Below are 13269 nucleotides of genomic sequence, written 5' to 3'. Positions count from 1 at the left end.
CCGACCTACCTCGGGGTGAACAGTTCACCCCAAAATCTATGCGCCGTTCTTCTTTAGTGTGGCTCCACACCAAGGGAGCCATGAGCCGTGAGCGCAGCCTTCTCAACAGCCATTCAAACTGTTCTCGAACATGAGGGCGGGTATGTGAATGATGCGGACGATCCAGGCGGCGCCACCAATTGGGGCATCAGCTTGCGCTTTCTCCGGCAGGTCGGCGAGATCGATGCCGACGGTGACGGCTTCTTCGATTTCGACATCGATCGCTCAGGTGAAATTGATCCTGGCGACATCCAGCTTCTCACGAAAGAGGATGCGATGGCGCTCTACCGCGAACACTGGTGGGACAAATATCGCTACGAGGATCTTCCGCCCGCGATCGGTGTGAAAGTCTTCGATCTTTCGGTCAACATGGGTGCCGTGCAAGCGCATAAACTCCTGCAGCGCGCCTGCCATGCAGTGGGACTCCCCTTAACCGAAGACGGCATTCTCGGCCCACGCACGCGCGCTGCCGTGCAATCGGCTGACGCGTATCAACTGCGCGCCGCGCTGCGCTCGGAGGCTGCGGGCTTTTACCGCTCTCTCGTGGCATCCCGCCCGTCACTCAAGAAGTACCTCAAAGGCTGGCTCAGGAGGGCCTATCACTGATGGAACCTGTGAGCCTGGCACTTGGCATCGCCCAATTCGCAGCGCCCGCCCTTGGGCGCTGGCTCTTTGGTGAAAAGGGCGAAGAGACAGCCGAGAAAATTATCGACGTCGGCAAGGCCGTGGTGGGCACTGACAAGGCGGAAGATATCCTTCCGGCGCTCAAGGCGAACCCCGAGCTGCTCATCCGGTTCCAGCAACAGGCAACGCAGATCGAACTTGCCGAGCTGGAAGCCCACACCCGCCAGCTCGAAGCCGTCAACGAGACGGCCCGTGCGGCCATCAATTCCGACGATAAATTCGTCCGCCGCTGGCGCCCGACCTGGGGCTACGTGACGGCCGTCACCTGGGCTCTTCAATCCATGGCCATAATGTTCTGCTTTTGCGCAGCCGCTGTTGCCACGCTCTACGGAAAGGCGGAAGCGGTCACCGCACTCATGAACGGGGCAGCAAGCCTTGCGGGTGCGCTCACGGTCCAGTGGGGGGTCGCTCTGACGGTGCTCGGCGTCAATGTCGTGAAACGCTCCCATGACAAGCAGGTTTGCGCCGGCCAGCGGCCGGGAACCATGGCGCCGAGCGCCGTCACCGACCTTGTGCGCCGCGTCACGGGGGGTGCCCGTGGATGAGGTTGATTGGTGCCAGGAGTTTGAGGAAGAAGAGCGGCGCCTTCTCATTCGTCAATGTTTACGGACGGCGGGTTCGGCCGGATCAGTTACCGGCCCGGCCGGGACTGATTGCGCGGACTGCGGGGAACCGATCCCGCCCGAACGCCGGCGCGCTCAGCCCGGCGCACGACTTTGCGTTTCATGTCAATCAGAGAAGGAGAAAACCCGGTAATGGATAGCGGCACGGCCCTCAGCATCATCGGCGTAATTATTTCCGGGGCGGCCCTGATGGTGAGCTTCCTTGCCTTCCTGCGCCTTCTCAAACTCGACCGGTCCGGCAAATTCAAGGAACTCGGGGAAGCGATCGACAAAATCGAGGATGCGCGCATCGAGGACAAACACAAGCTGGTCGAACGGATCAGCCGCCTTGAGGGTGCGCTTACGCATATCCCGACGGCCGAGCAACTGGCCGCGCTCCGACGCGAGCTGCACAAGGCCGAAGCGGCCATCGCCAATGTGAATGCCCGTATCGAAGGTTTCGACGACATCCTTCGGAGCCATGAAAACCGCCTCTCACAGATCTTTGAGGATGCCCTTGTGAAGGGGCGCAGCCAAAGAGGTGGTGCATGATCCTTCCGGCCGATCTTCCTTATCTTCGCTGGGTGCTTCTTAAGCTGCTTGCCTCACAGGGCGGCGGTTATTGGGCCGCAGATGGCTCGCTCGCGCGCGGCCTCGATGCCATCGGCTTTGGTGCGAGTATGGCGCAGGTTCGCGCCGGCCTTTTCTGGCTGGCGGATGTGTCCGCCGCCGAGATCAAGACAGCCGGTGAGAATGTGAGCGCGCGGCTCACCCAGGCGGGCCTCGATGTGGTCGAAGGCCGGCAGCTTGTTCCGGGCATCAAGAAACCGCTGCACCTCGATCTGGAGGAATGACGATGGCGCGTCCGTCTTCCATCGACCAATTGCCGCGCGACGTGCGTGAGCTCATCGGTCAGCTCCGCATGAACGGGGTGACGATCGACAGTATTCTGGACAAGCTGAAAGAGCTCGATCTCGATGTGTCGCGCTCGGCCCTGGCGCGCCACACCCAGAAGATCGACGCCATTGCGGAACGCGTCCGGGAAAGCCGGGCGGCTGCGGACGCAATCATGGACCGGCTTGGCGCGTCGACCGACAACCGGCAGGCGCGGCTCAATATCGAGTTGATGCATGCAAGTCTGATGTCGCTCCTGGCGGGGGAAGACGGCGACGATGTGGTGCTCTCGGCGCAGGACGCGATGTTCCTTGGCCGCGCCCTCAAGGATCTCGCCTCGGCCTCGAAGCTTGATCAGGACCGTGAGATCAGGCTGCGCGACGAGATCGCTCGGCAGGAACGGGTGAAGGCCGCGGAGAAGGCGGAAAACGTAGCGCGCTCAAACGGCATGGATGCTAGCCAAGTCGCTTTCCTCCGCGCGCAAATCCTCGGTGTGCCCGTCGAGAAAGACGAGGGCAATGACTGAGACCGTTTCCGCCGAAGCTGTAACCGTTTCCTCCGCGCCTCTCGAAGGCGCGGAGTTGCAGAACGCGCTCGATCTCGTGGAAGAGATCCAGGAGGAACGTGCGTCACGCAAGCTAAAGCCCGCAGAGGTTCCACATGTTCTCCTGCCTTACCAAGCGCGCTGGCATGCGGATCGTTCGCCGGTGCGCATCGCGCTCAAATCCCGCCGCATTGGGTTCAGTTGGGGCGCGCTTGCTGCAGAGAGTGTGATCGAGGCGGCGGCGGCCAAGGAAGCCGGCGGTATGGACCAGTTCTATATGGGCTACAATCAGGCGATGGCTGCCGAGTTCATTGGGGACTGCACCTTCTTCGCTAAAGCCTTCGATCAAGCCGTCAGCGTAATCTCTGTTTTCCGTGACGTCGTGATGGTGGAAGATGAGCGCCGGGACATCCTGCGCTACAAGATCCGCTTCGCCTCCGGGCACCGTGTCGAGGCGCTCTCCTCGAACCCCTATAACTGGCGCGGTAAGCAGGGTCATGCGCGCATCGATGAGGCAGCTTTCCACGAAAACTTAAGAGAGGTGGTCAAGGGCGCGCTCGCCTTCCGCATGTGGGGCGGGCGCGTCGATATCGTCTCGACCCACAACACCGAGAACAATCCGTTCTTCGAGTACCTGCGGGACGTGCAGGCGAAGGTATTGCCCTGGTCCCCGCACACGATCACCTTTGACGATGCGCTGCGCGAGGGGTTTTACCGGCGCGTTTGCCTGGTCCGGGGAAATGACTGGTCGCAAGACGCCGAGGCGGATTACCGGCGCTCCATCCGGGCGGATTACCCGGATGCGGAGGACGCGGCCGAAGAACTGGATTGCATTCCGAAGCGAGGTAGCGGCGCTTACTTCACGCGCATGATCATCGAGCAATGCTGGGATGCGGAAATCCCGATTCTCTATCACGCGCGCCCTGCCGAGTTCGTACTCGATCCTTTGCGCGAGCGTAAGACACAGGAATGGATCGATGAGGTCTTGCGGCCCGTCATCGATGCCATGCCGAAGGACAAGCGCACCGCCTTCGGGCAAGATTTCGGGCGGTCGGGCGATCTGTCAGACATCTGGGTTCTTCAGGAAGAAGGCGACCATTGGCGCACGGCTTTCCTGCTGGAGCTGCGCAACATCCCCTTCGATGTGCAAAAGCAGATCATGCTGTTCGTCCTTCAAAATCTGCCGCTTCTTCAGAACGCCAAGTTCGACAGCCGTGGCAACGGGCAAAGCCATGCCGAGGCTGCGCTTCAGGCGCTCGGCCCCTCCTTTGTCGAGTGCGTGATGCTTTCCGCCGGCTGGTATGCGGAATGGTTTCCGAAGTACCGCTCAGCCTATGAGGGCCGCTCTATCCGCGTGCCGAAATCGGAAGACATCGTGCAGGACCACCGGCTCATTGTGCTGCGCGACGGCAAGCCTGTTGTCTCGGCCGCCAAAGTCAAAGGTTCGGATGGCAAGGACCGGCACGGCGACAGTGCCGTTGCCGGGCTGCTTGCCTGGGCAGCTGCGACCGGCGAGAGCCTGCAGCCCTCGGCCGGCGCGACCATCCAGCGGCATAGCCCCGTCGAGAACCGGCCATCGCGGGGCCTGATTAAACGGCCAGTAGAAAGAGGACGCCGGCGATGGGCTTGATCGATTTCATGATGCGGCCTTTCCGCAAGGAGCAGGAACCCGAAACGCCAATGCGCGAGGCGGCCGGGCAGACGATCGACGGTGAAGAACATGGCTGGCGGCGCCTGACCGGTGACGGCATGCGCAACCTGCAGCCGCTGACGCAGTCACGCATGCAGGAGCTTGCCGTCTATCTTTGGCGGACGAACATGCTGGCGAACCGGCTCATCGAACTGCCGGTCGCTTACCTTCTGGCGGAGGGCGTGGAACTCACCGCGCCCGATGAGGAAGCCAAAGGCTGGCTCGATGCCTTCTGGCGCGACCCGATCAATCAGATGGATATCAAGCTGCCGAAGAAGGTACGCGAGCTTGCGATCTTCGGTGAGCAATGCTGGCCGGTCTTCGTAAATGAGATGAACGGCCATGTCCGGCTCGGCTATCTCGACCCGGCGCTGATCGAAACCGTGGTGACGGATCCCGACAATATAGAGCAGCCGATCGGGGTGGTGACCACGAAGGATAAGCACGGCCGCACCAAGCGCTACCGTGTCATTGTCAACGGCCCCGAAGAGGTTTTCTCGCAGCGTACCCGCGAGATCCGCGAGACATTCGAGGATGGCGAATGTTTCTACTTTGCCGTCAACCAGCTTTCGAGTTCGACGCGCGGGCATTCCGACATGCTGGCGCTTCTCGATTGGCTCGACTCCTACGACACCGCAATGTTCGGAGAGCTGGAGCGCTGGGATCTGCTCCGCGCCTTCATCTGGGATGTCACGATGAAGGGCGCGACGGAAGAAGAGGTCAACAAGCGGGCCAGTCAGATCACGGTGCCGAACGCCGGCAGCGTGCGGGTTCACAATGATGCCGAGGAGTGGAAGGCCGAAGCGCCCAATCTTCATTCGAGCGACAGCGACGGCCTTGCGCGGCTTTTCCGCAATCATATTCTGGGCGGCTCGACTTTGCCGGAGCACTGGTATGGCGGCGGCGGTGATGTGAACCGGGCGACAGCGGGCGAGATGGGCGAGCCCACGGTGAAGATTTTCACGATGCGCCAGCGCTTCTGGGGGTACATCCTCTCGGAGGTTGGCACCTTCGTAATCCGTCAGCGTCTGCGCGCCTATTATGGCGCAGAGCCGGAGGCCTCGGACGATCCTGCCGTCTATGTGCCTGAAGCCCGCTTCCCTGAACTCACCTCGAAAGACACGTCGAAATTCGCAACCGCGCTGCAGCAGGTTGTGCTGGCCGCCGCAACGGCGGTTGACCGCGGACTTCTCTCGGAAGAAACAGCTCTTAATCTCATCGGCTTGGTGGCATCCCAGCTCGGGCTTTCGATCGATCCCTCCGCAGAGCTGGAACGGATCCGCGCTGAGCGCACGCGGAAAGACGAAGAGGATGGCTTCGTGCCAGGCGAGACCGGCGACGGCGAAACCAGCGATGAGCAGTAGGCATGGCGACCGACGCAGAGCGCAACCGGGCATTCCAGGCCGAACGGCGTCGGCAGATCAAAGCCTATGCCGGTATTCATCGGGCTGCCCTCGATGACGTCAAACGCCTTTTGGAAAAAGCGCAGGCGAACATCGCGGCGGAGCTGAAGGCCGCGCCTAGCGATTTTCAATCCTGGCATCTCGCCAATCTCAATCAGTCGATCGATGCCACGCTTGCGGAAATCGGAACGGAGATGAGCGAAGCAGGAAGCGTGCGCATTGAGGCCGCCCATCAGGCCGGCGTCTCGCTCATCGATGAGCCGATCCGGGCCGGCGGGATCAATATCGCGGCGGTGCTCCAGTCACCCGACACAAGACAGCTTGCCGCCATGCGCACTTTCTTCACAGACAAGCTCAAGGATGTGAGCCGGGAGGCAGCGGCGAAGATCAAGTCGCAGCTCGGCCTCTCCATTGTCGGAACGCAAACGACCGGCGATGCCGTGACGCAGGTGCAGGGCATCTTGAAGTCCAGCCGCTCACGCGCCATCACCATTACGCGGACCGAGATCGGCCGGGCCTACTCGACCGCTGCTCAGGAGCGGATGAGCCAGGCGAAAGAGGTGGTGCCAGGCCTCAAGAAGCAATGGCGCCGGTCCGGCAAGATCCATAGCCGCCTGCAGCACGATCTGACCGACGGGCAAATCCGCGATGTGGACAAACCCTTTAACGTTGGCGACACCGAGCTCATGATCCCGCGCGACCCGAATGGCCCCGCCAAAGAAACGATCAATTGCGGCTGCCTGTCTTTGCCCTACATGGAACATTGGCGTGTGGCACAGCCGGACCGCCAGCCTTTTTCGGATCAGGAAGTTTTCCTCAATCCGCGCAAGCGCAATATCGCCCGCGAACTCAATCCCCCGATCAGCCGTGCGGCGCCGGGGCTTTCCTCTATCCGCGCCCTGGAACGGGAGCACGCCGCAACAGCCCGGCGTATCATTGCCGATCAGCTGCAAACGGAGAGCTTTCGGCGCTTTCTGAAAGGATCCACGAAGACGCGGGATCATTTCCCCGTCGGTCTACTGGGAGAGGATCTGAAGGCCGCGCTCGGTTCGGAGGCTTCCGTCCTGCGGCTTTCAACCTTCACGCATATCAAGCAGCAAGCGCACCGGCGAGGCCAGGCGTTCACCCCGGCCGATTACCGCCGCGTCCAGGCGCTCCTGGACGAAGGCACGGCCTTGCAGGAAAGCGACCGGCTGGTGCTGGTCTTCGGCGAGATCGAGGGGAAACTCTGGAAGGCAGTTGTTAAACGGACTGAAAGCGGGCGGGAGCTTTATCTGCAGTCCCTGCACCGGGCGACTGCCAAACAGCGCCGGAGAGAGATAGCGCGTCATCGTCTTGTGCGGGAGGGAAAGTGACGGCTGGCGGGGAGCGACACACCCCCGCACGGGCCCGAAGGTTACCGGCTCTCGCATTTGCTCAGCCGTCACGTCCAGAAGATAGGAGACTTAGCCAGGGCCGTCAAAGATCTTCTCTAGTCCTATAATAGCGGTGAACCTTGTCGTTCAGCCATCCTAGGATAAAGAAATATCCGAAACCCACCAAAGTTCCTAGCCATGCCGGAACGGGGAGTTGATACCCAAGCCATATCAAAAAGGCTGCACCAATAGCCCATAGGAGAAAGGCGATGGTCATGCTCATTTCACTGTGCTTCTTGTCCATGGATGCCTCCGGTTCATTGGATGCAGTCTAGATGAACTCTGAGCATAAACGGACCGCCGTCGGTGATCGATAAAATCCGGCCCGTGTGGGCGCTTGTCTGCCCGCCGGGCCACCACCGGCCCTGAAACACCAAGAAGGGCCTCTCACGGCCTCTTAAAGGCTCTTAAAAGGCCGCTTCGTTCCCTCTCCTGCAAGAGAGAACGCCCCAGCCGCCTGAATTTCCGGAAATCGGGGTGAACTGTTCACCCCAAGCCTGTCTCCAGCCCCGCCGCTAGGGTGCACTTCAACGGCCGCGAGATGGGGCCGATTTGCATTTCAGGCTTCTGGAGATTTTCATGGCACGGAACAGAGCTTCGGCGCAACCCGCATCAAGCAGCTCCTCCCAGGCGGCGGAAACGGCATCAACCGAAAAACAGGAGCAGGGTGCCGCACCTGCCCCTGACGCAGATGCCGCTTCCGCCGCCGCTCCTGAGAAGGAGAGCGGCAAGCAGACGGCGGAGCAAGCCAAGAAGGCAGGTAAAAAGGCCGATCAGGAACTCTCCGCTACCGATCTCGCCCCGTTTCTTGGGGAGATGCGCGACCTGGAGAAGGGCAAGGACGGCCGGCTCAAGGCCGTTCTCCGCGAAGTCACCGAGGCGGACATCCTTTCTTTCCGTCAGAACGGCGACGAGGTTTCCGTCGTCACAGCCGACGGTCACCGCCACGCGCTCAAGCTTGGAGAACTGGCATGAGCGGCGCGGTGGCCGTTGCGGGCCTTTCGGGCGCTCTGCTGGTTGAAGCGGCGTTCCGCGAGGCGAAGGGCGAGGTGCCGGCGCTTGGCATCATCGGGCCGGAAGCCGTCCGGGAAGCTTTTGAAGGCGACCTCACGCAGCTCAGAGACCTTCTTCAGGGCGCCGTTAAGAAGGCGCTGGAGCTTGCGGGTGAAGAGGAGTGGTGGCCTTACGTCCATGCCCTTTTCGATGATTTCATCGTCGTCGAGCAGAAGGACGGCAAGCTCCTCAAATATCCCTACGAGATCGACGGCACGAAAGTCACGCTGGGCACGCCCCAGGAAGTCGTGAAACGCTTCGTGCCGGCCGAAGAAGGCTCGGCTGCATCGATGACCGAAGCGGCATCGCCGCTCTTCATTGAAGCGCGGGACGAGGCGACCTACCGGATCCGCATCATTAAGGCTGGGCTCTCCGGCAACCGGAACTACTATCCCGACGCCGTCCTGCGCGAAGCCGTGCCGCTGTTCGAGGGCACCCGTGTCTTCGTCAAATCGGACGCCGAGCATCTTTCCGGCGGCGGTAAGGATGTGCGCAACCTGATCGGCGCGCTGCGCAATGTGACCTTCACCGAGGGTACGGGAACCGACACGGGGGAGCTGCAGGCCGATCTCGTACTCCTGGAACCTGAAGGCGATATCGCGGTCAAACTACGGGAAGCCTGGAGCCGCAAACTCACCGAGCTCTTCGGCTTCTCCATCGATAGCCGCGCGCTCGCCAAGACCCGCAAGGCCGGCCAGGTCACGGTCCGCGAAGCGGTGAAATTCACCGCCGTCAACTCCGTCGATCTCATCGTCGAACCCGGCGCCGGAGGCGCCATCATCAACCTCATCGAAGCAAAAGGAGATCCGCTTATGGATCGTGAGGAAATCATCGCCCTGCTTGAAGCCAAAGGGCTGCTCAAGGGTAAGAATACGGACCGGCTCTCGGATGAAGAGCTGACCACGATGCTGCGCGAAGCCGTCGGTACGGCCGCGCCGGCTGAAACGGCAACGGCGGGTGATACCGTGACCCGCGACGAGCTGCGGATGATCGAAGCGCGTCAGACGATGCGCGAGAAGGTCGATGCCTCCTCGCTGCCGGATGCGGCCAAGAAGCGCGTCAAAACCCGCTTCCTTGAGATGGCCAGCTTCCGCGAAGCGGATGTCGATGAGGCTATTCGGGAGGAAGCGGATTATCTCGCCACCTTTACGGAGAGCGGCCGGGTGAACGGGCTTGGTGACACGCCGCGCATCGAGATCGGCCGGTCGCGTTTCGACAAAGTCAATGACATGTTCGATGCGTTCTTCGATCCCTCGCACAAGGACCACCGGCACGCGCGTTCCTTCAAGGAATGCTATGCGGCCGTGACGGGTGATACCCGCGTGACGGGCCGTCTGTCCGATGCGGATGAAACGCTGATGCGCGAAGCGCTGGACAGTGCGAGCTTCTCCGATGTGCTCGGCAACGCGATGAACCGCCGCTTGATCGCCGATTACAATTCGCCGACGAGCTACGACATCTACAAGGCGCTCACCGGTTCGCCGGTGCCGATCAATGACTTCCGCACCCAGGAGCGTGTCCGTTTCGGCGGCTATGGTGACCTGCCGGTCGTGGCCGAGAGCGGTGATTATACGGCGCTCGACAGTCCGACGGACGAGAAGGCGAGCTATAGCGTGTCAAAGCGCGGCGGGATCGAGACCATCACGCTTGAGATGATCAAGAACGATGATGTCGGCGCGATCCGTCAGATTCCTGGTAAAATGGGCCGGGCCGCAAAGCGCACGCTCTCAAAGTTCGTGCTCGATTTCCTGCGCACCAATCCGGTCATCTATGACGGCGTCACGCTCTTTCATGCGAGCCATAACAATCTGGGCGCGGCGGCGCTTAGCAGCGCATCGCTCGCTGCGGCCCGCCTCGCCATGTTGAAGCAACAGGAAGCCGGCTCCGATGAGCCGCTCGGCATCGGTCCGCGCTATCTTTGGGTGCCGCCGGAACTTGAGGAAGCCGCTGTCGATCTTTTCCGCCGCAACACGGAAAACGACAAGACGTTCCAGCAGAGCCTGAGCCTTGAAGTCATGCCCGTCTGGTACTGGACCGATGTCAATGACTGGGTGGTGACGGCCGACCCGGCCGATATCCCCATCATCGAGCTTGGGTTCCTGGACGGGAACGAAGAACCCGAGCTCTTCGTGCAGGACAACCCGACCGTGGGCTCCATGTTCAGCTCCGACAAGCTCACTTACAAGATCCGCCACATCTACGGCGGCACCGCAAAAGACTCTCGCGGCGCCTACAAGTCAGTCGTGGCGTAACGGAATAACCCCGAGAGCAGAGAGCGCGGGGGCACTGGAACGGCAGTCCCGCGCTTAGAAAGAAGTCCCCGGCTTGCGGCGCCGTTCCGCTTCAAGCCGGGGCATGAATTTCAGAAACAGGTCCGCAGATGGCGCTCGCCGATTTCCAGTCTCTGGTTTCCAATCTCATCCGCGACTACAGCGGAGAGATTGCCGATGCCGACCGCGACCAGGCGCTCTCGCTCGCAGTGACGCGCTATTCGACGGACCGCCCCCGCACGCATATCGAGGCTGTCCTGGCGGGCGGCACCACGGCGCTCGATCTTCCTCAAGCATGGGAAGAGAATTTCAGTACGCTTCGGGCACTCGGCATCCCAGGACAAGGCGAGATCGCGGGCAAGGTCGAGCAGACCATCACCGGCACCATCATCCGCACGGCCGACACGATCCGCAGCGGCACGAACGTGCATGTCAGCTTCACGGTCCAGCATGTGTTGGACGAAAACGACGATACCATTCCGCCCGCCGACCGGGAGGCCGTGGCGAGCTGGGCGGCGGCGCTTCTGCTCGAACAGCTCGCGAGTTATTACGCCGGCGCGAAGCAATCGACGATCGATGCGGACAGCGTGGATTGGCAGTCGAAAAGCCGGGACTTTGCCGGCCGTGCCGCGCGGCTGCGTAAGCTCTACCAGGATCATCTGGGCATCGATCCGAAACGTAATGTGCCGGCCGCCGCCGTTGTCGATCTCAACCGGCCGAACAGCCTTGGCCGCTCACGCCTGATCAAGGGCCGGGGGCGTATCTGATGAGTAACGGGCTTGATATCCGTATCGATCTTCACTCGGCAGAGGCGCTGATCGCAGCCTTTGAAGAAGCGCCCGAGATCGTCGAAGAGGAGCTTTACGGGGCAACCTGGGAGGCTTCGCTTTTCCTGCAGCGTGAAGTACAGGAACGCACGCCGGTCGGTGTGGGCGGTGGCGGCGGGCTCAAGGGTTCGATCTCGGCGCGTGAACCTGGCCGCATTGCAGACGGCGTAATCGGCGCTGTTGCGACGTCACTCGCCCATGCAGCTCCCGTCGAGCTCGGCACGAAGCCGCATATGCCGCCTGTAAAGCCGATAGAGGATTGGGCGCGGATCAAGCTCGGGCTCGCCCCGCAGGAAGCCAAAGGCGTGGCCTTTGCCATCGCCCGCAAGATCGCGCGTGAAGGCACGGAAGGCGCTTTCATGTTCACCGAGACCTTCGAGGAAGGTGAAGATCAGGTGCAGGCGATTTTCGGTCAGGCGCTGGAGCGCATCGCTGCCCGCATGGCGGAGGCGCGGTGATGCAACAGGACATGGAGCTCATCCGCGAGGCGATTGCCGCCAAGATCGAGGGTGTGGCGGATGCCGGCATCGTGCAGCGCCATGAGCGCTGGGCACAGCGCCAGGACAAATTCCGTGCCCGCTACGAGCAGGATGGCAAGATCAAGGGCTGGTTCGTGCGCCGTATCCGCCGCCGCGCCCGTGTGCTGACCTATGCGGTTAATGAGGTCCAGCATTCGTGGGTGATCCGGGGCTTTCGTTCCTTCAATGACGAGAGCGCCAGCGAGATCGAGTTCGACCGCCTGATCGAGAGCATTGTGGAAGCCTTCCGGGCGGACGACACGTTGGGCGGTACGGTCATCACCTGCACCACACCGCAGGCGGCGGGCCTTCAGCTCAACGAGAGCGCGCCGGTCATGTTCGCCGGTGTTCTCTGTCATGGGGCTGAGCTGGAACTGACGACAATCACGCTTGAAGGCCCGGATGACGAAGCGCCGGAATATCTGCGCGAGCTTTATTTGAACGGCGATCTGATCGCGTCGAGTGGGGACGGCGATGCTTGATCTTGAATACCGCATTGCTGAACTCGAACGGCGCTTGGCCAATATCGCGCAGCTCGGCACCATCTCTGCCGCCGATTACGGCAAGGCGCGGGTGCGCGTGAATATTGGAGAGCGGCAGAGCGGCTGGCTTCCCTGGGTAACAGCCCGCGCCGGCGGAGACCGGACTTGGTGGGCGCCTGAGATTGGCGAGCAGGTGCTCGTGATCTCACCTTCCGGCAACCCGGCGCAGGGCATCGTCATGCCGGCAATTTACAGCCAGGCCGCGCCGGCACCAGGTGCCTCGGCGGATGTAGCCAGGATCGAGTTCGCCGATGGCACGGTGATCGAATATAGCCGTGGCGAAGGACGTCTTTTTGCCAATGTGAAGGGTGATGTCGAGGTCGTGGCGGAGGGCACCGTGACTGTCGATGCAGGAGGCGATGTCACTGTGACCTCTGCCGCGTCCATCGCAGTGGAAGCGTCGGCCAACGTCTCCATCACCGCGCCCTTTGTCAGCATTCAATCGACCGAAGGTGGTGCGGCTCAAGCCTCTCTCAAAGGTAACTTTTCGCTTGAGGGCAATCTCGACGTGACCGGCAACATCAATGCGACCGGTGACATTCTCGCCGGCGGCGCGAACTCCAACCACCATGACCATTGAGGCAGCCATGAAAACGGAAACCTATGAAGTTCTGAAGCAGCTCCCGCTCCGCAAGGAGAACGGCGAGCCCTGGCAGCCGGGTGAGCGCATCCAGCTTGCTGCGCGCGCCGCCAAGTATCTCCTGCTTTCCGGCCACCTTGCTGCGCCGGACGCGCCCAAGACGAAGACAAAGAAAACGCCGGTAGAAACGGAGATTAAAGACTGATGA

The 13269-nt window shown here is 61.6% G+C and carries 17 protein-coding genes; 16 read left to right on the top strand and 1 reads right to left on the bottom strand.

All coding sequences use genetic code 11. The features are described 5' to 3' along the window. The first annotated feature begins 87 nt into the window (after positions 1 to 87). From M2A_RS00580 to M2A_RS17000, 9 genes are read left to right on the top strand one after another with little or no spacing between them, the layout of a single operon-like run. Positions 88 to 645 carry a glycoside hydrolase family 108 protein gene (locus tag M2A_RS00580; protein WP_081875270.1) on the top strand — a complete coding sequence of 186 codons (558 nt, stop codon included), beginning with the start codon at positions 88 to 90 and terminating at the stop codon, positions 643 to 645. Further along, on the top strand, positions 645 to 1268 hold the full coding sequence (locus tag M2A_RS00575) for a 3TM-type holin (RefSeq protein ID WP_052379083.1): 624 nt from the start codon (positions 645 to 647) through the stop codon (positions 1266 to 1268). The genes M2A_RS00580 and M2A_RS00575 overlap by 1 nt, the downstream gene beginning before the upstream one ends. Continuing rightward, entirely contained in the window at positions 1171 to 1479 is a 309-nt protein-coding gene (locus tag M2A_RS18495; protein WP_081875269.1) for a TraR/DksA C4-type zinc finger protein, read from the top strand. The genes M2A_RS00575 and M2A_RS18495 overlap by 98 nt, the downstream gene beginning before the upstream one ends. Continuing rightward, a complete protein-coding gene (locus tag M2A_RS00565) occupies positions 1479 to 1877 on the top strand; it encodes a DUF2730 family protein (RefSeq protein ID WP_045441684.1) in 399 nt (132 codons plus the stop codon). The genes M2A_RS18495 and M2A_RS00565 overlap by 1 nt, the downstream gene beginning before the upstream one ends. Then, on the top strand, positions 1874 to 2179 hold the full coding sequence (locus tag M2A_RS00560; protein ID WP_045441681.1) for a VpaChn25_0724 family phage protein: 306 nt from the start codon (positions 1874 to 1876) through the stop codon (positions 2177 to 2179). Before M2A_RS00565 ends, M2A_RS00560 begins: the two co-directional genes overlap by 4 nt. A gap of 2 nt (positions 2180 to 2181) precedes the next feature. Further along, positions 2182 to 2745: a DUF3486 family protein gene (locus M2A_RS00555; protein WP_052379082.1), complete on the top strand. Its 564-nt coding sequence runs from the start codon at positions 2182 to 2184 to the stop codon at positions 2743 to 2745. Continuing rightward, on the top strand, positions 2738 to 4393 hold the full coding sequence (locus M2A_RS00550; RefSeq protein ID WP_052379081.1) for a terminase large subunit domain-containing protein: 1656 nt from the start codon (positions 2738 to 2740) through the stop codon (positions 4391 to 4393). The genes M2A_RS00555 and M2A_RS00550 overlap by 8 nt, the downstream gene beginning before the upstream one ends. Next, positions 4384 to 5817 (top strand): hypothetical protein, encoded by a 1434-nt coding sequence (locus M2A_RS00545; protein WP_045441678.1) that lies wholly within the window; start codon positions 4384 to 4386, stop codon positions 5815 to 5817. The genes M2A_RS00550 and M2A_RS00545 overlap by 10 nt, the downstream gene beginning before the upstream one ends. Positions 5818 to 5819: 2 nt before the next feature. Beyond that, positions 5820 to 7211: a putative phage head morphogenesis protein gene (locus M2A_RS17000; protein WP_052379080.1), complete on the top strand. Its 1392-nt coding sequence runs from the start codon at positions 5820 to 5822 to the stop codon at positions 7209 to 7211. Positions 7212 to 7314: 103 nt separating this feature from the next. Here the strand turns inward: M2A_RS17000 and M2A_RS00535 are convergent, their stop codons facing one another. Beyond that, entirely contained in the window at positions 7315 to 7515 is a 201-nt protein-coding gene (locus tag M2A_RS00535) for a hypothetical protein (RefSeq protein WP_045441675.1), read from the bottom strand. Positions 7516 to 7850: 335 nt separating this feature from the next. On the opposite strand from M2A_RS00535, the gene M2A_RS00530 reads away from it, so the two are divergent. The 7 genes from M2A_RS00530 to M2A_RS00500 all read left to right on the top strand — a co-directional run bounded on the left by M2A_RS00530 (position 7851) and on the right by M2A_RS00500 (position 13266). Continuing rightward, positions 7851 to 8246, top strand: coding sequence for a hypothetical protein (locus tag M2A_RS00530; RefSeq protein ID WP_045441674.1), 396 nt, complete (start codon positions 7851 to 7853; stop codon positions 8244 to 8246). Further along, positions 8243 to 10576, top strand: coding sequence for a phage major capsid protein (locus M2A_RS00525; RefSeq protein ID WP_052379079.1), 2334 nt, complete (start codon positions 8243 to 8245; stop codon positions 10574 to 10576). The genes M2A_RS00530 and M2A_RS00525 overlap by 4 nt, the downstream gene beginning before the upstream one ends. Before the next feature lie 128 nt (positions 10577 to 10704). Beyond that, positions 10705 to 11361 carry a hypothetical protein gene (locus M2A_RS00520; RefSeq protein WP_045441672.1) on the top strand — a complete coding sequence of 219 codons (657 nt, stop codon included), beginning with the start codon at positions 10705 to 10707 and terminating at the stop codon, positions 11359 to 11361. Beyond that, positions 11361 to 11879, top strand: coding sequence for a hypothetical protein (locus tag M2A_RS00515; protein WP_045441671.1), 519 nt, complete (start codon positions 11361 to 11363; stop codon positions 11877 to 11879). Before M2A_RS00520 ends, M2A_RS00515 begins: the two co-directional genes overlap by 1 nt. After that, positions 11879 to 12421, top strand: a complete 543-nt coding sequence (locus M2A_RS00510) for a hypothetical protein (protein WP_045441669.1) — start codon at positions 11879 to 11881, stop codon at positions 12419 to 12421. Before M2A_RS00515 ends, M2A_RS00510 begins: the two co-directional genes overlap by 1 nt. Next, positions 12414 to 13061 (top strand): phage baseplate assembly protein V, encoded by a 648-nt coding sequence (locus tag M2A_RS17675; RefSeq protein WP_081875266.1) that lies wholly within the window; start codon positions 12414 to 12416, stop codon positions 13059 to 13061. Before M2A_RS00510 ends, M2A_RS17675 begins: the two co-directional genes overlap by 8 nt. A gap of 7 nt (positions 13062 to 13068) precedes the next feature. Next, positions 13069 to 13266: a hypothetical protein gene (locus M2A_RS00500; RefSeq protein ID WP_045441667.1), complete on the top strand. Its 198-nt coding sequence runs from the start codon at positions 13069 to 13071 to the stop codon at positions 13264 to 13266. The last annotated feature ends 3 nt before the right edge of the window (positions 13267 to 13269 follow it).

It is taken from the genome of Tepidicaulis marinus, assembly GCF_000739695.1.
GTDB classification, from domain to species: Bacteria; Pseudomonadota; Alphaproteobacteria; order Parvibaculales; family Parvibaculaceae; genus Tepidicaulis; species Tepidicaulis marinus.
This window is presented reverse-complemented; position numbering and strand designations above follow the sequence as displayed.